The sequence below is a fragment of the Acinetobacter thutiue genome, assembly GCF_030385805.1.
In the GTDB taxonomy this organism is placed as follows: Bacteria; Pseudomonadota; Gammaproteobacteria; order Pseudomonadales; family Moraxellaceae; genus Acinetobacter; species Acinetobacter corruptisaponis.
Map to the genome: position 1 here is coordinate 69043 of NZ_JAUDZE010000008.1, position 25410 is coordinate 94452.

The 25410-nt window shown below is 39.8% G+C and carries 26 protein-coding genes and 1 pseudogene; 11 read left to right on the forward strand and 16 right to left on the reverse strand.

Features of this window, described 5'->3' with window-relative positions; genetic code table 11:
* Positions 1–53: 53 nt before the first annotated feature.
* On the forward strand, positions 54–815 hold the full coding sequence (locus QTA56_RS14365) for a tRNA threonylcarbamoyladenosine dehydratase (RefSeq protein ID WP_267981690.1): 762 nt from the start codon (positions 54–56) through the stop codon (positions 813–815).
* A 13-nt stretch (positions 816–828) separates the two neighbouring features.
* On the opposite strand, the gene QTA56_RS14370 is transcribed toward QTA56_RS14365, so the two are convergent.
* Together QTA56_RS14370 and dusA are read right to left on the reverse strand one after the other, a co-directional pair.
* Positions 829–1308, reverse strand: a complete 480-nt coding sequence (locus tag QTA56_RS14370; RefSeq protein WP_267981691.1) for a CHAP domain-containing protein — start codon at positions 1306–1308, stop codon at positions 829–831.
* Positions 1309–1569: 261 nt separating this feature from the next.
* Positions 1570–2586 (reverse strand): tRNA dihydrouridine(20/20a) synthase DusA, encoded by a 1017-nt coding sequence (gene dusA, locus QTA56_RS14375; RefSeq protein WP_267981692.1) that lies wholly within the window; start codon positions 2584–2586, stop codon positions 1570–1572.
* A gap of 135 nt (positions 2587–2721) precedes the next feature.
* Between dusA and QTA56_RS14380 the strand changes: the two genes are divergently transcribed.
* Positions 2722–3864, forward strand: a complete 1143-nt coding sequence (locus QTA56_RS14380; RefSeq protein WP_267981693.1) for a site-specific integrase — start codon at positions 2722–2724, stop codon at positions 3862–3864.
* Here QTA56_RS14380 and QTA56_RS14385 read toward each other — a convergent pair.
* From QTA56_RS14385 to QTA56_RS14400, 4 genes are all read right to left on the reverse strand, one after another.
* A complete protein-coding gene (locus tag QTA56_RS14385) occupies positions 3848–4123 on the reverse strand; it encodes a pyocin activator PrtN family protein (protein ID WP_267981694.1) in 276 nt (91 codons plus the stop codon). The two genes, QTA56_RS14380 and QTA56_RS14385, sit on opposite strands and share 17 nt — an antisense overlap.
* A 5-nt stretch (positions 4124–4128) precedes the next feature.
* Complete coding sequence (locus QTA56_RS14390; RefSeq protein ID WP_267981695.1) at positions 4129–5118, reverse strand: hypothetical protein; 990 nt, start codon at positions 5116–5118, stop codon at positions 4129–4131.
* Between the two features lie 21 nt (positions 5119–5139).
* Positions 5140–6345, reverse strand: coding sequence for a YagK/YfjJ domain-containing protein (locus QTA56_RS14395; protein ID WP_267981696.1), 1206 nt, complete (start codon positions 6343–6345; stop codon positions 5140–5142).
* 80 nt (positions 6346–6425) lie between these two features.
* Entirely contained in the window at positions 6426–6614 is a 189-nt protein-coding gene (locus QTA56_RS14400) for a hypothetical protein (protein ID WP_267981697.1), read from the reverse strand.
* 121 nt (positions 6615–6735) lie between these two features.
* Here QTA56_RS14400 and QTA56_RS14405 point away from each other — a divergent pair, with 121 nt between their 5' ends.
* Entirely contained in the window at positions 6736–8163 is a 1428-nt protein-coding gene (locus tag QTA56_RS14405; RefSeq protein ID WP_267981698.1) for a hypothetical protein, read from the forward strand.
* A gap of 331 nt (positions 8164–8494) precedes the next feature.
* Here the strand turns inward: QTA56_RS14405 and QTA56_RS14410 are convergent, their stop codons facing one another.
* The 5 genes from QTA56_RS14410 to QTA56_RS14430 form a co-directional block, all read right to left on the reverse strand.
* Positions 8495–9097: a hypothetical protein gene (locus QTA56_RS14410; protein ID WP_267981699.1), complete on the reverse strand. Its 603-nt coding sequence runs from the start codon at positions 9095–9097 to the stop codon at positions 8495–8497.
* Positions 9098–9136: 39 nt separating this feature from the next.
* Complete coding sequence (locus QTA56_RS14415) at positions 9137–9559, reverse strand: hypothetical protein (RefSeq protein ID WP_267981700.1); 423 nt, start codon at positions 9557–9559, stop codon at positions 9137–9139.
* A gap of 89 nt (positions 9560–9648) precedes the next feature.
* The gene (locus tag QTA56_RS14420; RefSeq protein ID WP_267981701.1) at positions 9649–9798 is read right to left on the reverse strand and encodes a hypothetical protein; all 150 of its coding nucleotides are present in this window, start codon (positions 9796–9798) and stop codon (positions 9649–9651) included.
* Positions 9799–9807: 9 nt separating this feature from the next.
* Positions 9808–10086, reverse strand: a complete 279-nt coding sequence (locus tag QTA56_RS14425) for a hypothetical protein (protein ID WP_267981702.1) — start codon at positions 10084–10086, stop codon at positions 9808–9810.
* 51 nt (positions 10087–10137) lie between these two features.
* Positions 10138–10272: a hypothetical protein gene (locus QTA56_RS14430; protein WP_267981703.1), complete on the reverse strand. Its 135-nt coding sequence runs from the start codon at positions 10270–10272 to the stop codon at positions 10138–10140.
* 579 nt (positions 10273–10851) lie between these two features.
* Between QTA56_RS14430 and QTA56_RS14435 the strand changes: the two genes are divergently transcribed.
* From QTA56_RS14435 to QTA56_RS14450, 4 genes are all read left to right on the forward strand, one after another.
* The gene (locus QTA56_RS14435) at positions 10852–11112 is read left to right on the forward strand and encodes a hypothetical protein (RefSeq protein ID WP_267981704.1); all 261 of its coding nucleotides are present in this window, start codon (positions 10852–10854) and stop codon (positions 11110–11112) included.
* Positions 11113–11124: 12 nt separating this feature from the next.
* Positions 11125–12165, forward strand: coding sequence for a DUF932 domain-containing protein (locus QTA56_RS14440; protein ID WP_267981705.1), 1041 nt, complete (start codon positions 11125–11127; stop codon positions 12163–12165).
* Positions 12166–12326: 161 nt separating this feature from the next.
* The gene (locus QTA56_RS14445; RefSeq protein WP_267981706.1) at positions 12327–13409 is read left to right on the forward strand and encodes a YqaJ viral recombinase family nuclease; all 1083 of its coding nucleotides are present in this window, start codon (positions 12327–12329) and stop codon (positions 13407–13409) included.
* Positions 13410–13573: 164 nt separating this feature from the next.
* Entirely contained in the window at positions 13574–14458 is an 885-nt protein-coding gene (locus QTA56_RS14450; protein WP_267981707.1) for a recombination directionality factor, read from the forward strand.
* A gap of 83 nt (positions 14459–14541) precedes the next feature.
* On the opposite strand, the gene QTA56_RS14455 is transcribed toward QTA56_RS14450, so the two are convergent.
* The 4 genes and pseudogenes from QTA56_RS14455 to QTA56_RS14470 all read right to left on the reverse strand — a co-directional run.
* Positions 14542–16434, reverse strand: coding sequence for a Z1 domain-containing protein (locus QTA56_RS14455; RefSeq protein WP_267981708.1), 1893 nt, complete (start codon positions 16432–16434; stop codon positions 14542–14544).
* Positions 16435–17475 (reverse strand): restriction endonuclease PLD domain-containing protein, encoded by a 1041-nt coding sequence (locus QTA56_RS14460; RefSeq protein WP_267981709.1) that lies wholly within the window; start codon positions 17473–17475, stop codon positions 16435–16437.
* Positions 17476–17478: 3 nt separating this feature from the next.
* Positions 17479–18660, reverse strand: a complete 1182-nt coding sequence (locus QTA56_RS14465) for a DNA cytosine methyltransferase (RefSeq protein WP_267981710.1) — start codon at positions 18658–18660, stop codon at positions 17479–17481.
* Between the two features lie 175 nt (positions 18661–18835).
* Positions 18836–19205, reverse strand: a pseudogene (locus QTA56_RS14470) (tyrosine-type recombinase/integrase); the annotation flags it as partial.
* A 235-nt stretch (positions 19206–19440) separates the two neighbouring features.
* On the opposite strand from QTA56_RS14470, the gene QTA56_RS14475 reads away from it, so the two are divergent.
* Together QTA56_RS14475 and QTA56_RS14480 are read left to right on the forward strand one after the other, a co-directional pair.
* Complete coding sequence (locus tag QTA56_RS14475; protein WP_267981711.1) at positions 19441–20853, forward strand: AlbA family DNA-binding domain-containing protein; 1413 nt, start codon at positions 19441–19443, stop codon at positions 20851–20853.
* 50 nt (positions 20854–20903) lie between these two features.
* A complete protein-coding gene (locus QTA56_RS14480) occupies positions 20904–21911 on the forward strand; it encodes a Fic family protein (RefSeq protein WP_267981712.1) in 1008 nt (335 codons plus the stop codon).
* Between the two features lie 360 nt (positions 21912–22271).
* Here QTA56_RS14480 and QTA56_RS14485 read toward each other — a convergent pair whose 3' ends face one another.
* Positions 22272–22901: a TetR/AcrR family transcriptional regulator gene (locus QTA56_RS14485; RefSeq protein ID WP_267981713.1), complete on the reverse strand. Its 630-nt coding sequence runs from the start codon at positions 22899–22901 to the stop codon at positions 22272–22274.
* Between the two features lie 122 nt (positions 22902–23023).
* Between QTA56_RS14485 and QTA56_RS14490 the strand changes: the two genes are divergently transcribed.
* Both QTA56_RS14490 and QTA56_RS14495 read left to right on the forward strand, forming a co-directional pair.
* The gene (locus QTA56_RS14490) at positions 23024–23863 is read left to right on the forward strand and encodes an SDR family oxidoreductase (RefSeq protein ID WP_267981714.1); all 840 of its coding nucleotides are present in this window, start codon (positions 23024–23026) and stop codon (positions 23861–23863) included.
* 12 nt (positions 23864–23875) lie between these two features.
* On the forward strand, positions 23876–25372 hold the full coding sequence (locus tag QTA56_RS14495) for a flavin-containing monooxygenase (RefSeq protein ID WP_267981715.1): 1497 nt from the start codon (positions 23876–23878) through the stop codon (positions 25370–25372).
* The last annotated feature ends 38 nt before the right edge of the window (positions 25373–25410 follow it).

A 25410-nucleotide genomic window follows, 5' to 3' on the forward strand; every position in this document is an offset into this window, starting at 1 on the left:
AAGCTAAACACGCTAAAATACCGCTTTGACTGAAAAGATAGACCACGACTGCTATGACCGATCTCCAAAATGATGAATATGACCGCCGTTTCGCTGGTGTAGCCAAAATTTATGGAGAAAATGCATTTGCACACTATGAGCAAAGCCATGTCATGGTGATTGGTATTGGCGGTGTGGGAAGCTGGGCAGTTGAGGCACTGGCACGTACAGGGATTGGTGAGCTGACGCTGGTGGATATGGATGTGGTTGCCGCATCCAACATCAACCGTCAACTGCCTGCAATGAGTTCAACACTGGGACAGGAAAAAATTGAGGTGATGGCGGAACGTTGCCGTCAAATCAATCCACGAATGAAAGTCAATGTGATTGATGACTATCTCACACCTGAGAATGTTAAGGAGATTCTGGATCCTGTTCCAAGCATCGTTTTAGACTGTATTGATGATGTCAAAGCCAAGTTGGCTTTGATGCTGCACTGCCGTTTTAACAAAATTCCGTTGATCGTTTCAGGCGGTGCAGGTGGAAAGCTTGACCCGCTCAAGATTCGGGTGGCGGACTTGTCCAAAACAGAACAGGACCCAATGCTTGCCAAACTACGCACACAACTACGTTCCAAAGGCATTTGTAAAAAGCCGAAAGACAAGTTTGGAATTACCTGCGTTTACTCCATCGACAATCCATTTTCAAGCGCTGATGTCTGTGCAACTGCTGGACTGCGCTGTGGTGGCTATGGATCGGCGGTGGTGGTGACTTCAAGTTTTGCAATGGTTGCGGTGGCTGAAGTCTTGAAGAAGCTGGATAAAATCAGGGCTTAAACAGCCCGATAAATTAAGCCTGTGGATATTGTGATGCTAGGCGGTAATAGCTGTAGGTCACATTCGGGTCTTTGTACACGTCATAGCTGGTTTGCTTAAAGTCAGAAACCCATTGCGAACCCGTAAAACCTGCAATATGTCCATAACGATGCTTCTTGGTACGATGGATAATGTAAATGTCACCTGGTTGTGGATTGTTAAAGTCAGGCGTGATTTTTTGATAGCCAATCTGCTGCAAGGTACGGCCCCAGTCTGATGCGGCAATAGGATGCTGAACAATATTGGCACCCGCAGATTGCAGGGCGATTCTAACGAATTTGGCACATTGAGATGAGCTACGATAGGACGCCCGCGTGGTTAGCTTTTGAGAAAACTTGCTTACATCAATGGTTGGCGTTGATGGCGGCCTTGGCATCTCCCGATAAGGAATAACCAGCTGTTGTGCTGGTGGATATATCATGCTGTGGTCAACTGAAGGTACATCATAAATCATTGTAAATCTCTACCGCATTTTCAAAACAACTGAACGTGTGCCAGAATCCGTACGCGGCACATAGTAAGCGATAAATTTTAAAAAAACTAAAATGTAATGTAATAATGTAACAATTGAGGCTTTTTATAATAAATTATTTAAGAAAACTTTTTGAAGATTTTCTTAATTTTAAATAGGTTACATTTCCATAAATTTGGATCTTAATATTTGTAAAATGATATTTCTTGATGTGACTTATGTCACGTTTTTGTGGAGCATCAATCAGGATTGATGTTCTTTTATGTAGTCTTCAGTACGTTGCATGGCTGCCTGAATATTCTGAATGGCATTTTCAATGTCGGTGATGGTTTTTGCATTGCCACCACTGAGTGCCTGACGCCATTTACGTGCGCCTGGCAAGTTCTGGAATAAACCTAGAATATGACGTGTGATAATTGAAAGGGGGGCTCCCTCAGCTACTCGCTGGTGAATATACGGCATCATCTGTTGTATGATGTCAAAACGATTCGGTGCTTCTAAATTCCACAATTGACCCAGTTCAGCCAATAAGTAAGGATTATGGTAGGCTTCGCGGCCAATCATCACCCCATCAACATGCTGTAAATGTTGTTGTGTTTCATCAAAGGTTTTAATGCCGCCATTAATTTCAATGGTGAGGTGAGGGCGTTCCTGCTTGAGAAGATAGACATCTTCATAGCGCAGAGGCGGCACTTCACGATTCTCTTTTGGAGACAGGCCCTGCAAAATGGCAATTCGTGCATGTACAATAAAATGGGTACAGCCCGTTGCCGCAACAGTGTCAACAAAATGCAGCATTTCTTCATAAGACTGCATGTCATCAATCCCGATCCTATGTTTCACGGTAACAGGAATCGACACTACTTTTTGCATGCTATGAATACATTCAGCCACCAAGTCTGGTTCAGCCATTAAACATGCACCAATCTTATTGTTCTGGACACGGTCACTTGGGCAGCCGACATTTAAGTTGACTTCGTTGTAGCCCCAATCCTCAGCCATTTTGGTACAGGTTGCCAGTTCCTGCGGATTGGATCCACCCAGTTGTAACACAATCGGATGTTCTTCCTTGTTGAAGTCCAGATGGCGGTTAGCACCCCCATAAATGATCGCGCCTGTGGTCACCATTTCGGTATACAGCACCACATTTGGATTAAATAGACGGGCAAAAAATCGGTAGTCGCGTGTTGTCCAATCCATCATGGGCGCAACACTGATGCGAGGTTCTTTCGTGCTTTCAATGGTTTTGTTAATATTCATATTAAAAAACATACCTTTACAGTGTTGCATATTTTGGACTATTTCGATTTTTTACGCCTCATTTCGAACCATTATTTTTGAAATTTACACCAAATTACGCCATTATGGTCTTGAGAAAGAGATAAGGCGTAAACTATGGGAACAATTTCACAACGCAAATTGGCGGATGGAACTATACGCTTTCGTGCTGAAATTAGAATAAGCCGTAAAGGCCTTGCAAATTTCAAAGAGAGTAAAACGTTTAGTTCAATGCGACTTGCCCAAAAATGGTTAGCAATGCGTGAAGAGGAAATCGAAGAAAATCCAGAGATTTTATTAGGCAGATCGGATGTGACCAACATCACTTTAGCCAATGCCATAGAGAAATATCTTGATGAAGTTGGCAATGAATATGGTCGTACTAAAACCTACTGTCTTCGCCTAATTCAGAAATTTCCAATTGCGCAGCATATTATCACAAAAATAAAACCAGCAGACATTTCAGATCATGTGGCTTTACGCAAGAATGGCTATGACAAACTAGATTTAAAGCCAATTGCAACCAGCACCTTGCAACATGAGCTATTACATATCCGTGGTGTGTTGTCCCATGCCTCAGTCCTGTGGGATGTGAATGTGGATTTGGCTGGTTTTGATAAGGCTACAGCTCAATTAAGAAAAACAAGGCAAATTTCCTCCAGTGGCAAGCGTGACAGATTGCCAACGACGGCGGAGTTAAAAAAACTGACCGAGTACTTTTATCGAAAATGGCAGAACCCTGTATATAGTTATCCCATGCACTTGATCATGTGGTTCGCTATATTTTCATGCCGACGTGAGGCAGAAATTACGGAGATGCTGTTGGCTGATCATGATGTGGATAATGAAGTTTGGAAAGTCAGAGACCTAAAGAACCCCAAGGGCTCCAAAGGAAATCATAAAGAGTTTAATGTACTTGAACCGTGTCAAAAGATGATTGAGCTATTGCAGCGTAAAGATGTCAGGAAACGTATGCTTAAAAGAGGGTATGATAAGGATTTACTGATACCGCTTAGCCCTAGAACCATAGGTGGTGAATTTAGAAATGCTTGTAAATTACTAGGTATTGAAGATTTACGATTTCATGATCTAAGACATGAGGGGTGTACACGTCTTGCAGAACAAGGGTTTACGATTCCCCAGATTCAGCAGGTAAGCCTGCATGATTCATGGGGAAGTTTGGAAAGGTATGTTTCTGTGAAGAAAAGGAAAAAGACTATAGCGTTGGCAGAAGTGTTACCCCTCATCGATGAAAGGTAACATGATCCTGATGAGCCAATGTATACTGTTGATCCAAGACCTTTGCTAGGTCTTGGACATGAACAAAGTATGGTGCTTTTTGACTTTTATCCAATTTAAAACAAGAAAAAGGAAATTCCTGATTACGTGCTTTTTCAAGGACTTTTACCTTGCTGAGATGAGGATAGTATTCTCGTACTACTTCATCCAGCAGAACTGTCATTGAGCGGTATTTCATGAATAAATAGTCTGAAGTAGATAGTTGAATTGCTGCTCCCATATTTACTAGTCCTTTGACTTTAATGCATATAAATTACCTGTGTAACTTTTCCATTCGAAACTTATACCATTGGCTTTATAGCTATAAAATTCTAATGGGATTTGTAGTAAATCCAGCTTTTCTTTCCACTCTTTTAAAGCTACACCATTACCCATATAACAGGTTAATGGAGTGATATAGAACAATGAGATAGGACTATAACTCGCTAGTCCCTCTTTAGTCGTATTAGTCCAAATCTCTTGGAAAGCTGGTTGACAGTCCACATTAATATTAACTAGGTAAATTAAAATTTGACCAGTTAATTTCCCGTTAAAGTTTTTTATTATGCGCCACTGTATGTCACATAGCTTTTGATCAAAGATAGTGGCTGCATGAATATTTTTTAGATATTTTTTCAAAAACAAGATAGTATTTTTTTCTGAAGAGTCTAACGACTCTCCCCATAGTGCCGCAGAGTTTTGCTCGAATGGTAACTCAATTAGAAAACAGTTCAATTCTTGGTGTTTAATCAAAAGTTGGCTGAAGTTCTTTTTCTGCTTGCTTACCTGATCTTTGATTAAAGCTACTTTCTTGAGTGACTTTAATGCGCACTTGTTTTGTATAACCGCAGATTTAATGCGATCTATAGTATTAAGGTAATATTCCGTATCTAAATATGTATGAAAGCCAGTTAGAAACTGTTCATGCATAGGATGAGATAATTCTTCAAAAATTACTCGAATGTAACTATTTATTTCAATTGTTTGATCAAGGCAAAAACGTAATTGAGCAATAGACGGTATTAACCTGAAAAATGCTATACATTCTGGACTAAATTTTGTTCGTTTTTTGTCGGCAAAAATCTTAAAAGAATCTCGTTCCATTCTTACAAGAGCTTTTTGAGTTTGGGCTAAAATCGCAACCTGTTGCTGATCATTTGGATGGATACAAATGTTTTGAGTCATTTGAGAAAAACTTGACCAATTATTAGATATTGGGGGAAGAATTTGATTCATCTTGTATTCCTTTCCTATAAATTAAATTTTTGCTGGACGCCCAAGATTTTTACGAGTGCTGTATGTACGACCAGTGTCAAAAGTTTTTTTGTTCAAAATACTTTTATGTATAATGAACTGATCTTTTTTACAGAAATATCTAATGACCACATTCAGTAACCGCTCAAATTTTGAATGATCATTTCGCTCTAATCGACCTACTACAATATCTTTGTAATGTTTTAAATGCTTGGTAGAATGACAATTAAAATAGCAATTTTTACCTCCAATCGTTTTATCCCACATCTCACCAATCATTTGGGCAAGTTTGATGTCATGGCTGTGTTTTCTACCACATAGAAATATAATCAGATGATAATGAAACGATTTTGCAAAACCATATTCAAGCTTCCAGATATAGCCATTTAGCTTCAGTAATCTACTTCTTCTCAATTTCTGTGTGAAACGATCAAAATTAACTTTCAACTCGGAAACACTAATATTCTTTAGTTCCGTTGGTACGCATAAGTCCAATCGAATAACTAGCAGCCGTCCGAAGTCATTACGTAGCTCAGAGAGGTATTTTTTTGCACTTTTAAAGTGGCTGGCGGCACGCCTAACTCGTACTCGAATAGCCTCTTTAAAGATAGGACCATGAATATTCTTATACACTTCTAAATTTATTTGATTCAGAATATCAGCGACAGCAACTTGTTGGAAACATCCATTCTCCTCTTGGATTGTGATCTTTGCCCTAGGTGCATTCCATAGATTGAGTAGATCAAAGCGGTAAGACCAGAATTTGCTTACAGCACCCATGACGCAATTGTAATGTTCGCTTTTGTAGTCACCCTCACTAATATCCTCAAACATGAAAAGCCGTTTGTAGTAACTAGCAAGAATTGAATCACTTACAAGCAGTTTATGGGATGAGGTTATCGAATTTCGCTCATAGTACAGAAAACACTCATCTCTGTTGCTAACTCTTTCTGTGATCCAATAACAATAAAAGTGTCTGAGGAGGTACGCATCTTCAGGTAGAATTTGTGGACTACCTTTTTCTTGATTATGAGTAAAAAGGCTATCCTGTAGTCTCAATGTATGGTGTTGATCCAAGACATTTGATGCATTGCCGTAGTTTGCTTCAAATATGTCAAGATCTTCATCTAAAGACACAATATTGGGTCTTTTCCATGTGGTAATTGGTTTAACTATTAATCGATTAATTGGCTGAATTAATGTAGTCATAGAGAGTCTCCCTCATATACCAAATTTGTTATTTGGATACAATTTATGGTTAATGATTCTGTTTAAGTGTAACCTGTTGATTAATATTTATTATTAATCATATAAGTACCACGGGTAAGAAAAGCCAGCATCAGCCAGTTTTCAGTGATCGTATAGGCAAGTATGATCGTGAAGATAGATGGTTGATTCTTAAACTGAAATGAAATGATGTTACCGAAATCGTGGCGTATCACTTGTAGCAGTTGCATTAAGTTTTCAAATTGGCACATCGCATTGTTCCTCAAAGCTAGGAGTAGGCTAGTTGGTATAAGTTAGTTTGCTGCTTTGAGAATTGAATATCTATCCACCCTGATTTTTTTGTTTTAGTTTTTGATTTATATAGGATTAAAATTGGCTACTGAGAAAACTTACACACATGCAATTTTTTCCATTGCTGATCCATTAGTTAAAAACCATATCGAACAAGCGATTTACTCTTGTAAATTTAGGTTGAAATTTCCTACTTTTTATATGCTCATGGTTAATAGCCGATCAAATATCGATAAACAGCTAAGTTTTAAATTGATAGAGGCATATTTAAAATATAACAATGAAGTTATGGATGATAAGCTTGAAGAAAATATAGGTATTATTCTGGAAGATAGACGGTTTCTGGATAATGCGATTGGCTTTATCCAAACTGGCAGACTTTTGTTACCAGATCTTTTTCTCATTTCGAATGAAATTATGACTCTTGATGAAATTCGAGAGTTATTTTCCCAAGTTTCTATCTCTTTTTGGGAAGAAGCCTCCAAGATACTTCACTCCAATAGAGAAAATTATGGAAAAGACGAGATTTTATCATACCTAAATGAGAATGGTTTATACCTGCCGAACCTATTTCCATTGCTTAGCATTGAAGATCTATTTTTAAATTTTTTACCAATTCATTTGTCTTACGGTAAGTTTAATAGCAGTAAGGATCAGAAAAGTCTTGCTAAATTACCAACTAGTAACGAATGCTATGAAATTCTTGCTCCTCTATATTCTCATGCATCTCCCCTTTATTTTGACTCTTCATCTTATCTTGACTACAGCACTGAAGTTAATTCAAAGCTTACTTTAACCCACTTTGTACTTCAAATGGACTTGGATGAGCCCCCTGAAAATTTACCCTATTTACTTCGAGACTTCTTGATCAATTATCAGTCAAGGCGCTTAGACTTTATGAGAAAAGGGAATAATAATGAATATCATTCTGCCCAGATTGATGAAATTAACAACTTAAGCGCTGTGGCGAAAGAAATTTTGTCTGTTTTAGACAAATTTTCGAATCAACGAATTGGCAATCGAAAAGAAATCCACTCTCTCGGATACGATGCTGTTCTAAATGCCATACTTGCTCTTTTTTTTATTGAATATCATTGTAAACTCATTTTTAAAGACCATAATTTGAATGTTATTGACCTTAAAAAAGATACTGATCATTCTGGAAATGACAAGATAAATAACATGCTGAAAGATGATAAAGAGGTGGATGAATTTCCTTGTGGCATATCCCTGAAATTTAGTACAGTTTATGAGTCTTTCGTTAATAACTTAGAAAAAATTCTTTTGCAATCAGAAAAATTTCATATAGCAGTTTCACCTCCCAGTAGAGGGAAGCGCAAGATCCAAAGTATTCAAATTACGCTCAAAGAGGAAGTCAGCAACTCTCTTAACTCTTCGAAAAAGAGGCAACCTCAAACCTTAAATTTGCATGTGAATAGTTTAAAAAAGACGATACGAGAATTTTTGAAAAAACGAATTCCAGAAGTTGAAGCTTTCGTACAGTTCTAAGCTTCGGAGTTATATTTTCAACTGAACTCTGCTCTCGGAAACAGTTAGTTTTCCTCTTGTAATGTGTAATTAAAAACAAGACTGCACATCCTATAGGTTTATTAATTAATATGAGTGATAAGTGGATGTGCGATGGAAAGTGCTGATCTCCTTTTACGAATATAATTAGCTTTGCAAAGTAGATAGACGTTTCATCCTGAACGGGATGTTCCCCTAAGAAACATTTCTACCCCAAGCCCATCCATGTATCTGGCTTTTTTACGCTGAAAGTCTAACAGGGAAAGGGGAGGCAGAATGTTTAATCGGGAGGCTGTACCTGCGTGAAATGGCTTTATTCCTCAATTAACGTATAGGGTAGTTTTCCATAGGTGGTATAGAGGTCAACCTCCCTGATCTGGTCAGCCCTACAGTTCCTGACAATCAGGTTGAACGTGGTTGCATAGATGACCTTTACTGGGAAGCGTATCGTGTAGGGTTCAAAACCCGATATCTGGCAGGCCCCGCCATTGATTTCAATTCGGTCAACCACATCGTTGCTTTCGGACATTACCCTTAGGCGGGTGATGTCGTAAATCGTGCTTGCCCTGACCTGAAATGTTCGGGTAAAGCCCACAGGCCTGTATTCCGTGTCAAGGGACTCGCCTGGCAACAGCCTCCTTTTGAGCTGGGGTGGTGGAATGGCGACATTGTCCGATCCCGTATAGATACTGTCGGGGTCATAGGCATCGTGGGCGATTGCCGCGGCTTCCGCCTTGCTTTCCCTTGCCTCATCAAGGGGCCAGTCCACCTGACTGCCTGTGTTGTCCTGTGGTTCAGGGTCAGCCACACCTGTATCGGCGGCATCGGCTGGCGGTGTGTGGGACTCCTCAACGGGGGACTTGTGACAGGCGGTTAGGGTGAGCAGCAGGGTGGCTGTAAGTATTAATCTGTTCATAAGGGGTTTTCTTCCTGAAATGGCGGATGATCCAGTGGCTTACTTAAAATCAGGCTGGGTGCGTTCAATGTATTGCAGAACAACCAGTCCCTTGAGGTATAGCCAGTAGTCATTCGGGTTCTCCGCACTCTGGTCGAAGAGGTAAAAGGGCAGCTCGTCAATCTCCCTAAGTCTTTGGTTTTTCAGGTTCTTGCCCTGTCCCTCATGGATAAGTCCCTGCATGTCGTTGCTGTATATAAAGTAGCGTAGCGGGTCACCTTTGGGGATGACCTGCCATTCCTTGCTGATTGCCACAAAGGCGTTGCAGTTCGCCTTACCCTGGCAGCGCCTGATTTCGGGTGCCTGTGAGGGATCATTGATCAAGGCCATCACCCGATTCAGGTCGGCATGGACATGTGTGGCACTGAACAGGCAGGCCATGATGACACTGCCCTGTAAAAACGGTTTAACATGCTTGTTCATAAAAAAGGTCCTGATTATTGTTGTTGGATTGCCTATGGGTTTGCCTGCTCGAACGAAGCTATTGATTACGCGCAGGACTTTTTCAGGTTTTATTTAAACATTGAGATCGGCCAGGCAAGCGCCTTGCCGAAATTGTAGGAATAGCTGCGGTCAGCCGTGTCACTGCAACCTTTCAGGTAGAATGAGAACAGCAGGGCGATCACAAGGTAGACACCGATCAGGTAATGCTTGGCTTTCATGGCATCCCCCTAGCGTGACTGGCAATGCTGTACGGCACGGATCATGGCGAGGTCAAAGCCCCTTGGCAGCTCCATGTTGTACAGGTTGGCCTGACCCAGTTTCTCCATGAGTGCGGGTGAATACTGCTTTTCCAACTGGTCATAGACACAGGAACAGGTGGAGTGGCTTTGACCGCCCGACTGGCAGCCAGCGTTAAAGTCACGTTTGGACTTGCTTTCACAGCCTGCCAGTGCCAGCAGACCCATTAAAACCCCACCCATGATCATTGTACGATTGGTTGTAAACATCTTCTTTCACCTTGATATTGTTATAACTTTTAGAAAGATTTGGTTCTGGTGCTATTTATCGTCAGACTTGTTGTCCCAGCCTGCCAGAGCCATCAGGAACATAATGGCGAGCAGCATCAGGACAAAGCTCGGCCCGACCATGACAATAAAGCCAATGACCAGAATCAACTGAGCAATCAGTTTCATGCCTGAAACTCCTGATTAACCACAATGCTGTGGCAAAACGGGATTAGTCCGTGCGTGGAAAGGCACAGATGTGATGAGGCAGGACGCTATCGTTATAAAAGTGAGGTGGGGGTGGGGAATGCCTGGAAATAAAGAAAATAGTCATGGCTGACTCCTTAGCTAATAAAGAAGTCCTGCCATATCACTGCTAAATGATGGTGGCAGAACGAGAGCGGGTTAGCAGACTGATAGCTAAGAATCAGCACGCGCGAGCGCGTCCCTCTCCCGTTCCACCCTAACGGTGTACAGAGAAAGGTACGCACAAGAAACACATACAACATGTATCGTTGTGCGCTTAGCTAAAACGGTCTGCTAAAACCGCCTGACCATGAGGGTCAGCAAGCCCATGATAATCACAATGGTTTCACAGGTCAATTCGATTTGTCCCGATGTCTTGTACAACCCAGTAAAAAATGAACAGGTATACGATTCCAAGTTATTTCAGATACATATTACCGAAATGAAGCAACGCTAGGCACTGAACTTAGCGTCTCTGCCACAGCGTTTAAACATTCATTTCTTAAACTTTGGAGAAATTCCATGTCGTATCTGGATACAGAAGAAGAACCGTATAACCCTCGCTTTCGGGAACCCCAACCCCTGCAACTCAGCCTTGCCAGCGCACCGACAACATTGGCAATGCTGGGCATGAACCTTGCCAAGTCGATGGGCTTCTCACCGATGATCGGTGGCGTGGCAGGTGCAGCTTTGGGTGGGGTGATTCTGGTACTGGCCGATCAAACCCGCTCCAGCATCAGCACGCATAAATCACTGAACAAGACATCATTCAAATCAGAATAAAGGATATATCTTATGGCACATTTAGTTGAAACAATGGCATTTACTGGACAAACTCCATGGCATGGACTCGGTAATCAACTCACACCGAATCAACCGTTGGAAGTTTGGGCAGAGCAGGCAGGCATGGACTGGCGCATCGAATCCTCCGATGTCAGCTATATGGCACAAAACCATCGGGGGCAAAACATTATTATGCCCTTTGAAGAACAGCGAGTACTTTATCGCTCAGACACCCACGCACCATTGTCGGTGGTCAGCCAACGCTTTCAGGAAGTCCAACCGATGGAAATCCTGCATTTCTACCGTGACCTGACTGAACAATCAGGCTTTGAACTGGAAACAGCAGGCGTACTCAAGGGCGGCAAGAAATTCTGGGCATTGGCACGGACAGGACAAACGTCAGCACTCAAGGGTAAGGATGTCAGTAATGGCTATATTCTATTGGCAACAGCCTGTGATGGTACATTGGCAACGACAGCCCAGTTCACCAGTATCCGAGTGGTGTGTAACAACACTTTGGCAATCGCACTACGTGGTCAACAAGGTAATTCAGGTGTGGTCAAAGTTCCACACAGTACCCGATTTGATGCGGAACGAGTCAAACGACAACTGGGAATTTCAGTCCGTGCATGGGATGAACACATGTATGAAATGAAACAACTGAGTCAGCGTAAAGTCACCCAACAGGAAGCGGCAGCCTACTTTGATGCCGTATTTAATAATACCAGCCTAAGCATTGCCGAACAGGATGAAAGCATTGTCCAGTACTACCGCAATGCTGCTATGCCTAACCAAACTCGATCAGACAGTAAAACTGAACCCAATGGACGAGCCATGTCCAAGGTGATGACCATGTTTAACGGACATGGACGAGGGGCAGAACTCAGTTCAGCCAAGGATACAGCCTATGGATTACTGTGCGCTATTACAGAATTCACCGACCACGAACGTCGAGCTATGAGTACCGATCACCGACTCGATTCTGCATGGTTTGGCGCAGGTGCAGCCATTAAACAACGAGGTCTGGAACAGGCATTAAGAATGGTGTCTTAATAAACACTGTCATTAGTCAGTTTTATTTAAGAAAACTATCTTATTTTAACCATCAGGTAAAACTTAAACCGCAGAACCCTTTCGCCACGTCTCCCCCGACGTGGCTTTTTTTATGCCCAAAATTCAGCCTTTACGCTTTTACCCAAACAGGAATTTTCCAAATGAATAGCAATACCCAGATTCAAAACAGTTTAAACAACCCACCGTTACAGCCATATTCACCAAACCTGAATTCATCCAGCAAGCATCCCCGAAAACCCAAACCACCCACACCCAAACGATTAGCCAATACCAAGCAGATGAATTACCAGCAATGGCTGGAAGTCAGAAAACAGGGTATTGGCAGCAGTGATGCGGCCACCGCCTGTGGACTCAATCCCTATATGTCGATGCTGGAACTGTGGATGATCAAGACAGGTCGGATGCAGCAGAACATTGAGGATGAAAGTGCGGGCTATGCACCGTTGTACTGGGGCAAGCAGCTTGAACCGTTGGTGGCTGAATACTACAGCATGCACACCAATCACAAAGTTCGTCGAGTCAATGCAGTGCTACAACACCCTGATGAAGACAAATACTTTATGTTGGCAAACTTAGATTATGCCGTGGTGGGCAATGAGGAAGTGCAAATATTAGAGTGTAAAACCATAGGAGAGTACGGCTCAAAACTATGGCGGGATGGCGTACCTCTATATGTACTCTGTCAGGTACAGCATCAACTGGCGGTGACAGGCAAACAGGCAGCGCATATCTGTGCCCTGATCTGTGGGCATGAAACCCGAATCTTTAAGGTGACGAGAAGCGAAACGGTGATCCAGCACATCATCAATGCCGAACGCCACTTCTGGCAATGCGTGGAGTCAGGCATTCCACCCAGTGTCGATGCCTCTGACTCGGCAGCCAAGGCCCTGCAACAGCTTTATCCTGAACAGGTGCCGTTACTGGTGGAGGACCTGACCCAGAACGAACAGGCCAACCACCTGTTTAACCAGTTACTGGAGGAGAGGCACAGGGTTGAACAGCACCAGCAGTATTTTGATGAACTGAAGCATCAACTACAGATGATGATGAAAGATGCGGAGCGGGCCGTGTTTATTGGAGGTTCGGTGACATGGAAAAAGGCACAGGACTCAGTCAGCCTGGACAGCAAGGCACTGTTGAAACAACATCCTGAATATCTTAATCAGTTTCCACAAACCAGGGCAGGAACACGGCGTTTCCAGATTTATCCGAATGGTGGATAGGGCAACTACGTATATCCACCATTATATTTCCCCAATAAACGTATCAAATCAACCAACACCCAAACCTAATGATCCCATACCCCAGCAGGTATGGGATTTTTTATACCCCAAATTTATTTACCTAAATTAAAACACCATTTCACATCACTATAGAGGACATCACCATGATTAAAGGTTTAGCAATCACACCACCTGTACTGGGTCGTATCAGCATCGGCAAGATTGTCGAAAAGAACGGCAAGCGCATTCCTGAAAAGGATGACCAGTTCACCATTACCAGCCAAATCCAGGGGAAAGACGGATGGGTCAAGCATCCATTGGATGAACAGCTTCGAGCCAAAGCACCGAATCAAAACCAAAAGCTGAGAAGCATTCCAGTGCGTATGATCTTTAATGATCCCGATTTAAACCTACGGGCAGAATACACATTGTTTGACCGCCAGACTGGACGCTTAATCTGCTCAGGTAATGGCGAAACCTGTCAGCGACTTGGGCAAAACGGTATTGAACAACATCCATGCCCATCACCTGATCTCTGTCCACTGGCACAGGGTGGACTGTGTAAACCTTATGGCAGACTGTACGTCAATCTGGACGAATCGGACGAATTTGGCACATTCATCTTTAGAACCACAGGCTTTAACAGTATTCGGACACTGGCGGCAAGGCTAAGTTACTATCATGCCGCATCGGGTGACTTATTGTCATGCTTGCCTTTACAACTGACCTTGCGGGGTAAGAGCACCACGCAAAGCTACCGTACCCCAATCTACTACGTGGACTTGACCTTGCGTGATGGGATCAATTTGCATGAGGCAATTGCAGCAGCTAGGCAAATGGATGAACAGGGTAAGGCAGCAGGGTTTTATCAGGAAGCTCTGGATCATATGGCACGGCAGGGTTATGGCAATGCTAGCTTTGAGGTAGGTGGGGATGAAGAATTAGATATAGTAGAGGAGTTTTATACTGATCAACAAAAAAATATTGATATACCTGATATTACAACTATAGAACAAAGTTTTAGACAAAATGTGCAAGCAGTAAATTAGGTTAATGTAATTTTTATAAAAGTATAGTTTGTATTGGGAGAAATGTTTCTCAATACAAACTGAAAGCACCTTAGATTTAATTTTTAAGAATCTACATCCCAAAATATCATATTTGTTGGGAACTTAATATTAGGTAACCAGAATGGATTGCCGTCCCAATTTGATTCGATATCACCAGTTACCTGATAAATGGTAAGGATAATATCATTAGATTTAGTATCACCAATCTTCCGATCATTTGGTGATAACATAGTCCCAGTTCCTTTAGAAATTTTACGATTATTTTTAACTAGTAAATAATATTTAAGACTTGGGCGCTTACTTTTTATTGCATTGATACAGGAAATAAACTTGGAAACATCCCAGTCCCATTTGCTATAGGTTCCCAATGCTTCCAGAATTGAAATCATAAATTCTGATTCAATTTGATATAAGTCTTTATTTTCTTGTGGGAAATCATCTAAATCATCCATTAATAAGTTGACTTGATTAAGATTTTTTTGATCTGGATTATCCGAAAAATAGTTCTTTCCACCAGCAAGTAGTCTTAAACTTTTGTCATCCAGTACATTTTTCCTTGTCGGTTGAATCTTACTTGGATAAATAATTTGAATTTTTTCTTGATTTTTATCATAGGACTGTTTAATCAATAAATTGTTAGCTATATTTAATTCAACAAAAAACTTATAAATGTCATTTGGAATAAATAGTCGTAATAAACTTCTCTCTCTATCATAACCAAAAATTCTTGAGTGTTGCCAGAAAGTATCTGCATTGGGAGCTTTAGATGTTCGGCTATAATATACTGTTTGAAGCTTAGGTATGGTTAATCCTCTACTAATAACATTCCCACCTATAATGATATTATAGTGCTTGCTTATGTCAAAGGTTGTTTCAGCTTTAGAATTGAGAATGTTAATTTTAATAAATTGGTTTTCTAAAATTGTTACTACTGTCTGATATATATCTTCAAAATGATTAATATCTGGTTTTGTTTTTTTTAAATCTTTCCAGATAGGTAAAAACTCACTTGATAAATCAATTCCATCATTTAAGGCGAAAGCCATTGCATTAAGGTGTTCGATGATTTTATCTGCAAATGCTTGATGATCACTGATACGGACACTTGGATGCACAATAAAATTACAGTTATTTTGTGATGAAAGATAGAAGTCAGCACATGTAACTATAAAACTCTTTAGAGCTTGATTTAATCCCTCTGGTATTTCTGAACTTTCATCCTTTGCATTTTCAGACTCTTCGTTAATAAAGTGTGTTATAAAGCTCTCTGGTTCAGTAAAGACAAAATTACCGCTAATATAGCCATCTCCTGGTTCAAAATATTGTATGAATTCTGGATACCAATCCGAATTATTATTTTGTAGAAGTATTGCTTGTGGGGTGGCGGTTACCTCAATAAAGATTGATTGATTACAAGTATTTTTTATATCAGCTAACAAACTATTAATAGTACTTATTCCTTTATTACTATTTGTTTTTGTGTTAAGACTCGCTGCATCTGCTTCATCATCAATAATAATAAGTTGATATCCATTAAGGTATGATTTACTACTTAATGTATCTCTCCATTTTTTTAGAATTCTACTGTTCTTTTTTAGCACAACAATAAGTGGGGAATTTAATCGGAATAAGCTATCAAAATTATGTATATCATTTTCTGACAAAACAGAAAACTCTTGTAAACTGTTTTTGACTCGTTCAAAAGTTTGCCTTTGCAAATCTACGCTGTCAGTAGTGAGATATATAAAAAATTTATAATTTTCATCAGCTAAAGAACTTACTAAACCAAGAACCTTTCCTGTTTTCCCACTTTGAACATTACCCAGTAAAAGTGTATTACGAGTTTTTTGTTTAGGATCCGTCTTTTTTAATTTATCAATAAAAGATTTAGAAACCTCTTTTATTGATGATTTTTGATGAAGAGGAATCGAATTCAAATAACTTTCTAAATACATTTATTTACCTTTAAATGATAATAGCCATAAATTTGGATCATCTGTGGATCTTAAATCTATTATATTGTTTCCATACTCCAATAGTATATCATCTGTAATTTTTTGTCCCGTTTTTAAACAACCATTTATCTCTAATCTTCCTTTAATCCATTTACCTAACACTTTTAAATCATCTTCTGACCTAAAGTTTTTCGAAAAATCACCAGAAGTTTTGCATTTAAATTGCCATCCATCATCAGTAATAACCGAGAAAGACTGTTTAACAGGATAGCCTTCTTGAGATGTAGTGGTATTGGAAACAATAAGCTCTACCTCATACCATGAGCGAGGTATAATAAATCCTCTTTGATCTTGTCTTCCTTTACCTAAGTAAGCATTAACATTGCTCTTATCAGTAGTTTTTATAGGAATTTTAAAATTATACTCGGAAGTTCTTTTGAATAATTTTTTTACTTTTTCTAGTGGTACTTTTTCCACGCCTAAGTGTTCATCTAGATGTAAATTGTTTAATATAAAATTTGATGGCATAGGGGCCTCAGAAATCAAAGTTCCTATTGCTTGAATAGTTTTTTTTATGTCATCGTATATTGCATTTGCTACAATATTTTCTTCTATATGTAACATGGTTTCGTATGTTCTTTCGAGGCTATTCAAAAAACAACTAAGGTTCGCTGATCCAATTAAGCTATCAACTTTTTCATTAGTTTTAAATGAATATAATTTACCATGGAATTTCATAAATTGAGAGACATAGATAGCTCCTCTATTATTATTAATTAAAAAATTATGTAGTTTTACTAAGCTATCATATTGAAGCTTAGTAAATCCCTCTAAATAATGCATGCCAACTAGTATTTGAATATTTTTTATAAAATTAGGATTCTGTTGAAGAATAGAATGGAGATCTTCTATAGAGTCATTAGAAATATAACCAGTAGCAATTAGTACTTCATCAGCAGATTTAAACAGCTTTAACCAAGTATCTTGCAAAGATTTATTAGTAATTTTTGCTGGGGAAAAGTTTGAAAAAACAAGTTCCATTTTTTAACCTTTAATCTTGTTAAGTCTATCTTGAAAATGGACACTTTTTTCTTTCTCAAGACGTTCATATAAATCAACTTTTTCGTAACTATTGCTAAAAATTGGTAAAATAGTTTTTGCAAGCTCATATACTCCTTGAGGAGGAACTGCATTACCAATTTGTCGTCGAACTTCTGTAGTTGACCCAACGAATTCAAAATTATCAGGAAATGATTGAATTCGTGCTCTTTCACGATTAGTAAAGGCACGTGGTTCAGGATAGTGATATCCCCATGTCCCACCACCACCCGCAGCAATAATGGTTTTAGATGGCTCATCTGGATGCATTCTTCTATAGACATGGCTAATCATGCCTTTTACATATAAGGGATGTTCTTTGGGAATATCTGTAAAATTACCGCCTGGGGGGATTAAATTCAACATATCAACTGTTTTAGGGCTAATACGTAGTAACTCATTATTAGTAGCATTTGCTGGAATATCTTTTACAGCTTCACCAGCTGTCACAAATGGTTTTAATCCTTTAGTTGAATCTTGTCCATGAGTGGGAGTTGGATGCTTAAAATCAAAACCTGTATCTACTCTAATTCCAACAATTAATACGCGTTCTCGTAGCTGAGGGACACCATATTCCGCAAAGTTATAAAGCTTTGCTTGTACATAATACCCTGGACAAATTGCTTCAAAGTCTTCAATAATTTGTTTAATTGCTTTTTTCTTATTTGCAGTTAATAACCCTTTGACATTCTCAGCAACGAAGACTTTAGGTTTTTTTGCATCAACAAATCGAAGAAAACTTTTGTAAAGATTTCCACGCTCACCTTCTAGGCCTGGTTGTTTCCAGATCATAGAAAAGTCTTGGCATGGGAAACCTCCCAAAATAATGTCGCAATCAGGAATATTTTTATCGTAAGGATCTATTTGCTCAATATCTCCTTCTACAATTATGTCTGCTATATTTTTCCTAAAGGTTTCACATGCCCACTTAGAAAGATCATTCGCCCAAACTGTTTCATATCCAGCCATATGAAAGCCTAAGTCTAGACCTCCGCAACCAGTAAATAGTGACAAAATTTTAGGCTTCTTTCCTTTATTAATTTTTTGATTTTTGTAAATATTTTCTTGCAATTTTGCCTGATAAGAACTTGCAGTATTCTCTGCAAAATCTTGAAATGCTATACTCATTACTCAGCCTGATCATTAAATTTATATAAAACTATTATGGATAGTAACATAGGTTATAAGATTTGAATTAGTAGAAAAGTTCTAAGCGTCAGGTTATGACGTAATAGGAATATTAAAGTTTTTAAGAAACGTTTGGCTGTAAAAACCTCAATTTTGTTATAAATTATAGGATCAGTTACACAATTTTAAAGGAAGTAGTCATTCTATTTCTCAAATTATCAATAAAATCAGACCATTCCTGCATCATCTTAATTCGATAGTTTAAAGTTGTGCATGGTTATATGCTTGAGATACAGCATTACCCACTGTATGAGCTAATTGGATTTCAATGGTATCGTGCTATAGCCTTGTTCATGTAATGTCGTAGAAGCCAGCCCACGAAAACCATGTCCAGTCTTTTACCGTTGTAGCCCATTGTACGAATCAAGCATAAAATTGCATTACTGCTCACAGGTTTAGCTGTACTGTGATTGTAAAAAAACATACTGCTCTTTCTGCTTGTGAGTGGTAATAAGCTACTCTAGTAGTTCAATTGCTTGTCTACTCGCTAATAATAGATAAGGCCCTTTAACTTTTACTCATTTAACTGACTTATTGTAAAATATTACGTTGGTTAGATGTTTTCTGTTTTGGGGAGAGCTTTAATCTTTTTATGTAAGGGGTTAAATATACTTTTACTTAGATTCGTCTGTTTGCATAGGAGGGCAAAACTTTATACCTATATCAAAGTAAGAGGTATATGCTTAATATTTAATGCTCAAGAGAATTTAAAGATTATTCATGAATACTGAACATCCATTACTGCTAGAGATTCAAAAAGGCGAAAGCAAAACGTTAGAGTTTAAACAGCAGTTACCCAAAGGGCAGCAAATTGCTAAGACTTTAATCGCTTTTGCAAATAGTAGTGGCGGTAAGTTGATTGTTGGGGTTTCAGATGATCGGCAGTTAGTTGGAATTCGGGAAGATATCTTTGACCTACAAGATAAAATCACCTCAATGATTTATGAGCTGTGCAGTCCACAACTGGCAGTACAAATTTATATTGAGAATATTACAGGCGTAGAGTTATTGGTTGTGGAAGTGGCTCGTGGAAGTTTATTTCCATATCACCTTAAATCTGTGGGGCGTGAGCAAGGGACATATATCCGCTTAGGTGCAAGTAACCGTGTCGCATCGCCTGAAAATATTCAACAACTGGAATTGCAACGACTCAATGTGAGTTTTGATTCGTTGGCAAACTATCAATACCCTTTAGAAAAACTAGATTTAACAGTATTGGAAACGGCTTTTAAAGCTGCCGATAAAGCACTCACCTTAGAAAAAATGCTGAACCTAAAGCTGGTTATCGAGGAACAAGGACAGCATTATGCCAGTCATGGCTTACTGATCTTATTGGGTAAGTATGAACACGTTATGACCCAGTGTGCCAGATTTAAAGGCACAAACATGAGCGTATTTTTAGACCGTAAAGAATATACAGGGGACTTGTTTTCTCAAATTGAGCAGACAGAAATTTTTATTAAAAATCATTTGTCTTTGCGTGCCGAAATTCGTGGCTTAAAGCGTTACGATTATTTGGAAATTCCAGAAAATGCAATTCGTGAAGCCTTAATCAATGCTTATGTTCATCGGGACTATAGTAATTTTGGGCGTAATATTAAAGTCGCTGTTTATGATGATCTGGTTAATATTGTGTCTCCAGGTGGATTGCCGAATGGTTTAACCGAAGCAGATTTGTTGCAAGGACGTTCAGAAATTCGTAATCGGGTATTGGCTCGGGTATTTAGAGAGTTAGGCTATATTGAGCATTGGGGTAGTGGTCTGCAACGGATAAAACAAATCTGTGAAGCAGAACATTTAGCCACGCCTGAATTTTTGGAAACTGGTGATTTTTTTGATGTGAAGTTATATCGTCCTGATCAGAATTCTGATGGTGGTACAATCGGTGGTACAATAGATGAATTAGGTGGTACAATCGGTGGTATAGTTGAAAGCCATACTTTGACTGAACGCCAAATACAGATTTTAGAATTGATACAAAAACAGCCGAAAATATCTTATCGTGAAATGATTGAGCAATTGGGTATCAATAAGTCCGCAATACAAAAGCATTTAGAGGCTCTAAAACATGCAGGTTGGCTTGAGCGTGTCGGTGGAACACGTGGATATTGGTTGGTTAAAAAGGAGGTATAATCGTATTTTGTTATATATGATGAATCTCTTGATGGTGAGTACTTGCTAAAATGAAATATCAACCACCTTACAAGATTAATTCTAAAATTATTCACCTGATTGCCCAGATTAGTGAAGCTTTAGGACGTTTGACGGTACTTGCTCAGATTCAAGATGAGTTGAAACTTAGAAAAGCCAATCGAATTAGAACGATTCAGGGTTCACTTGCCATTGAGGGAAATACCCTTAGCGAAGAACAGATCACAGCAATTTTAAATGGTAAACCTGTGATTGCACCGCCTAAAGAAATTCAGGAAGTCCGTAACGCCATTAAAGCCTATGAACAGTTTCAGCAATGGCAACCAGCCAGTGAACAGGATTTATTAAAGGCTCACCAAGTTTTAATGGCTGGATTAATTGATGAGGTTGGACAGTACCGTCAAGGTGGTGTGGGCGTGATGTCTGGTGATCAAGTTGTGCATTTAGCTCCACCACCAAGCCAGGTTGTACGCTTGATGAATGATTTATTGCAATGGTTAGAGCAAAGTGATGAACATCCTTTAATTACCAGTTCTGTATTTCATTATGAGTTTGAATTTATACATCCATTTGCTGATGGTAATGGTCGGATGGGGCGACTGTGGCAAACCTTAATCCTGACAAAATGGAATCCAATTTTTGCCAATATTCCTGTAGAAAGTTTGATTTATCAGAACCAGAGAGCTTATTACGATGCCTTACAGGCAAGTACAGATCAGACTGATTCTGCACCCTTTATCGAATTTATTTTACAGATGATTTTTGATGCCATTCAAAGTTCATCAACAACCGATCAAGTCACCGTACATGATACCGATCAAGCTACCGTACAAGATGGCGATCATGTTCAGCGTTTGATTTCAGTTATGGAACATAGGGAATATAATTTAACAGAATTAATGTCTTTACTTGGATTGTCTCACCGTCCAACATTCCAGCAAAATTATCTTAATCCAGCGATAGAAGTGGGGCTGATTGAACGTACTATCCCAGATAAGCCCAGAAGTCCCAAGCAAAAATATAAGTTAAGAACAGTATAAAGGTTTTTTAGATTTCGCTTAAATTCTGGTAAGATTGGTTGGTAAATAAACAAACAGAATTAAAATAATGGGTACCCGAAATTGGACAAAATATGGATGTTATTTGCGCCTATTTTACGCCTAAAAATTTAAATTTTTTTGATAAGTTTTTGATTTAAATTATAAAGAAAATTTCACTTGTCCAATCCATCATCGGGGCAACGGAAATACGTGGCTTTAATGACTCAAGTGATTGCATAAAAAAGGCTCTTGGATTTGGACAGGCAAGGAAAGGGCAGCATTATACGAGTTTTGTGATCAATTCACCAATCATCACTTCCAAACTCTATATATAGCCTTTTGCCTTTTATAATAGGGAGATCAGGCTGCCACACCTGAAATCAACAATTGAACAGCAGCATGCGCATATTGTTCAAGCATCTTGGGATTTTCGACATCTGAAAGGAAGCGTAGCGCGCCTGCAATGATAATTCCAACCACTGCATGTCCCGTCATTTCGGTATCCAGATTTGCCTTTAAAAAACCTTTCTGGATGCCGTTGTTTAGATAATTCGCCACAAATAACCCACCCATATGCAATAAGTTATTGATATGCGCTGTCATTTCTTTATCAATCGAGGTGGCTTCTAGCAAAATCAGGCGAACAGTTTTAGGATTATCTTTGGCAAATTGCTGAAATCTATCTGCAATCCTTTCACATTGAATGATGTAGTCTTCAAGAGTCGACACCGCATCAGGTGCATTTTCTTCGGCTAAAAGTGCAGTAATTTTATATAAGGTATCCAGAATGACCTTATCTAAAATGTCCCGCTTATTTTGAAAATGGCGATAAAAAGTACCGTGCCCAATCCCTAAACGCTTGGCAATGTCAGAAATCGCAGTCTGATGATAACCACGTTCAGAAAATTCAAGAAAAGCCGCTTCAATAATTTCAGCTTGTAATTGCAGACGTTGGCGTTCAGCCCGAGTCAATGGAGTGTGTTCATTCATGGCAAAAGTCTAGCAGAACCCAGTCAGGATTACGATAGTATAGCTGAGTAATTGACATTAAATTCCTATTATGACATTGTATTCCGAAATTGTGGATAATTAATTTAAGAGGAAATAGGGTGATGGCAAAGGGTTATGTATTTACCGACAAGGTGGTGTTGATTACTGGTGGTGGGCGAGGGATTGGCTTTGCCACAGCACTGGCATTTAAAAAACTAGGTGCAAAAGTCGCCATTGGCGATATTGATGCTGAGCTTGCGCAGCAGGCTGCAAGCAAGGTACAGGGTTTTGGTGGCTATCTGGATGTGCGTTCCCAGCAATCTTTTCATGATTTTATTGTTCAGGCTGAACAGGCGTTGGGGCCAATTGATATTTTGGTCAATAACGCAGGCATCATGCCAATGGGTAAAATGGAAGATGAAAGCCAGGCCATTACCGATGCCCAGATTGATATCAATCTTCGTGGCGTGATTCATGGCATGAAAGCAATCTTGCCGAAAATGCAGCAACGTCAGTCAGGACATATTGTCAATGTCGCTTCTTTGGCAGGTAAATATCCGATTCCTGGCGCAAGCATTTATTGTGCAACCAAGTTTGCGGTGGTGGGTTTAACTGCTTCGATGCAACAGGAGTTACGGGATACGCCGATTGGTTTGTCTGCGGTATTGCCGTCTAAAGTGCGTACTGAACTGTCATCGGGTACAGGTGATAATTTACCGATTCCAACCGTTGAACCTGAAGATGTGGCTCAAGCGATTATCACGGCTGTAAAACATAATCTGACTGAAATTGCTGTACCAAATTATTTAACCCATACCCCGAAAGCTTATGGCTTTGTCCCACACTGGCTCAATACCAAAGCACGTCGTTTTTTCGGCGATGACCGTATTTTAAAAGGTTTGGATCAAAATGATCGTCAAGCCTATACCCAGCGTTTAGACCGTTTGACCAAAACAAAATAAGGGAAAGATTTTATGTCTCAGATTGAGAAATTTCATGTCATTGTGATTGGGGCTGGTTTTGCAGGAATTGGGGCTGCGATTAAGTTACAGCAAGCAGGTTTTACTGATATTGTCGTTTTGGAAAAAGCCAATGAAATTGGTGGTGTTTGGCGTGCTAATACTTATCCAGGCTGTGCCTGTGATGTACCATCGGCATTGTACTCATTTTCATTTGCACCCAATCCAAACTGGAGTCGGGTATTTGCTCCACAGGCAGAAATTAAAGATTATATTCAGGATGTTGCCAAAAAATTTGATGTTGAGAAATACGTCCGTTTTGGCTATGAAATGATTGAAAGTGCATGGGATGATCAGGCAAAGCATTGGGTGGTTAAAACCAGTCGGGGTGATCTACATGCCCGTTTTGTGATTATGGCTGGCGGTCCAATGCACGAACCAGTGATTCCTCAAATCAAGGGTTTAGATACATTTAAAGGTGCATGTTTCCACTCAGCCGAATGGCAGCATGAGGTTGATTTAAGCAATAAAAAAGTAGCAGTGATTGGGGCAGGCGCATCAGCGATTCAGTTTGTCCCAGCCATTCAGCCGAAAGTGCAAAAACTCACCCTGATTCAGCGTACCCCGCAATGGGTATTGCCAAAGATGGATCAGAGTCTGCCAAAAGCGGCACAACTGTTATTTAAAGCCTTACCAATCACCCAGCGTTTGACTCGTTATAGCGTGTATGGCGTTTTTGAGTCACTAAATTCCAGTATGCATCATCCTAAACTGATTAAGCAGATTGAACGTGTTGCCAAACTTAATATCCGTTTAGGTGTGAAAGATGCGGCATTGCGTGAAAAGTTAATTCCCAACTTTACCATTGGTTGTAAACGGGTGCTGCAATCCAACAACTGGTATCCAGCTTTGGCACAATCCAATGTTGATGTATTACGTTGTGGCGTTCAGGAAGCTCGTGGCAATACCCTGATTGCCAGTGATGGTTCGCAACATGAGGTGGATGCGATTATTTTTGGAACAGGTTTTGAGATCAGTAATCCACCTGTTGCCAAGCAGATTCGTAATAAAGATGGCAAAACGATGGACGAGGTTTGGCAGGGCAGTGCCAAAGGCTATTTAGGCACCGTGGTGGAGGGCTGTCCAAATGCCTTTGTGATGTTTGGGCCAAATATTGCGGTCAGTTCATCTGCCCTCATTATTATTGAAGCACAGTTGGCCTATATTCTGGATGCCTTGCAAAAAGCCCAAGCACAACAGATTGAAACTATTGAAATTCGCCCTGATGTGTTGGCAAATTATAATGACGAAGTACAAACAGCCTTAAAAGATACGGTCTGGAATACAGGCGGTTGTAGCAGTTATTTTATTGATGCCAATGGTCGTAACAGCACGTTATGGCCGTGGACAACGTTTGAAATGCGTTCACGTCTGGCAAGCTGCAACCTAAATGATTACCAATTGAGCTTTCAGAATCAGGCTGCGATTAAAACAGCAAAAAAAGCCAGTTAATGGTGTTATTTGGTAGGTGAACTGAGGTGAAAAAAATA

What these genes read in the sequence shown, in the direction of transcription:
- QTA56_RS14430 (WP_267981703.1), bottom strand. Translation starts at nt 10,272, where the DNA reads ATGAAACTGATTGCTCAGTTGATTCTGGTCATTGGCTTTATTGTCATG.
- QTA56_RS14400 (WP_267981697.1), bottom strand. Translation starts at nt 6,614, where the DNA reads ATGTGCCAATTTGAAAACTTAATGCAACTGCTACAAGTGATACGCCAC.
- QTA56_RS14490 (WP_267981714.1), top strand. Translation starts at nt 23,024, where the DNA reads ATGGCAAAGGGTTATGTATTTACCGACAAGGTGGTGTTGATTACTGGT.
- QTA56_RS14440 (WP_267981705.1), top strand. Translation starts at nt 11,125, where the DNA reads ATGGCACATTTAGTTGAAACAATGGCATTTACTGGACAAACTCCATGG.
- QTA56_RS14425 (WP_267981702.1), bottom strand. Translation starts at nt 10,086, where the DNA reads ATGTTTACAACCAATCGTACAATGATCATGGGTGGGGTTTTAATGGGT.
- QTA56_RS14435 (WP_267981704.1), top strand. Translation starts at nt 10,852, where the DNA reads ATGTCGTATCTGGATACAGAAGAAGAACCGTATAACCCTCGCTTTCGG.
- QTA56_RS14385 (WP_267981694.1), bottom strand. Translation starts at nt 4,123, where the DNA reads ATGGGAGCAGCAATTCAACTATCTACTTCAGACTATTTATTCATGAAA.
- QTA56_RS14460 (WP_267981709.1), bottom strand. Translation starts at nt 17,475, where the DNA reads ATGGAACTTGTTTTTTCAAACTTTTCCCCAGCAAAAATTACTAATAAA.
- dusA (WP_267981692.1), bottom strand. Translation starts at nt 2,586, where the DNA reads ATGAATATTAACAAAACCATTGAAAGCACGAAAGAACCTCGCATCAGT.
- QTA56_RS14495 (WP_267981715.1), top strand. Translation starts at nt 23,876, where the DNA reads ATGTCTCAGATTGAGAAATTTCATGTCATTGTGATTGGGGCTGGTTTT.
- QTA56_RS14370 (WP_267981691.1), bottom strand. Translation starts at nt 1,308, where the DNA reads ATGATTTATGATGTACCTTCAGTTGACCACAGCATGATATATCCACCA.
- QTA56_RS14415 (WP_267981700.1), bottom strand. Translation starts at nt 9,559, where the DNA reads ATGAACAAGCATGTTAAACCGTTTTTACAGGGCAGTGTCATCATGGCC.
- QTA56_RS14395 (WP_267981696.1), bottom strand. Translation starts at nt 6,345, where the DNA reads ATGACTACATTAATTCAGCCAATTAATCGATTAATAGTTAAACCAATT.
- QTA56_RS14365 (WP_267981690.1), top strand. Translation starts at nt 54, where the DNA reads ATGACCGATCTCCAAAATGATGAATATGACCGCCGTTTCGCTGGTGTA.
- QTA56_RS14420 (WP_267981701.1), bottom strand. Translation starts at nt 9,798, where the DNA reads ATGAAAGCCAAGCATTACCTGATCGGTGTCTACCTTGTGATCGCCCTG.
- QTA56_RS14450 (WP_267981707.1), top strand. Translation starts at nt 13,574, where the DNA reads ATGATTAAAGGTTTAGCAATCACACCACCTGTACTGGGTCGTATCAGC.
- QTA56_RS14390 (WP_267981695.1), bottom strand. Translation starts at nt 5,118, where the DNA reads ATGAATCAAATTCTTCCCCCAATATCTAATAATTGGTCAAGTTTTTCT.
- QTA56_RS14380 (WP_267981693.1), top strand. Translation starts at nt 2,722, where the DNA reads ATGGGAACAATTTCACAACGCAAATTGGCGGATGGAACTATACGCTTT.
- QTA56_RS14475 (WP_267981711.1), top strand. Translation starts at nt 19,441, where the DNA reads ATGAATACTGAACATCCATTACTGCTAGAGATTCAAAAAGGCGAAAGC.
- QTA56_RS14485 (WP_267981713.1), bottom strand. Translation starts at nt 22,901, where the DNA reads ATGAATGAACACACTCCATTGACTCGGGCTGAACGCCAACGTCTGCAA.
- QTA56_RS14455 (WP_267981708.1), bottom strand. Translation starts at nt 16,434, where the DNA reads ATGTATTTAGAAAGTTATTTGAATTCGATTCCTCTTCATCAAAAATCA.
- QTA56_RS14480 (WP_267981712.1), top strand. Translation starts at nt 20,904, where the DNA reads ATGAAATATCAACCACCTTACAAGATTAATTCTAAAATTATTCACCTG.
- QTA56_RS14445 (WP_267981706.1), top strand. Translation starts at nt 12,327, where the DNA reads ATGAATAGCAATACCCAGATTCAAAACAGTTTAAACAACCCACCGTTA.
- QTA56_RS14465 (WP_267981710.1), bottom strand. Translation starts at nt 18,660, where the DNA reads ATGAGTATAGCATTTCAAGATTTTGCAGAGAATACTGCAAGTTCTTAT.
- QTA56_RS14410 (WP_267981699.1), bottom strand. Translation starts at nt 9,097, where the DNA reads ATGAACAGATTAATACTTACAGCCACCCTGCTGCTCACCCTAACCGCC.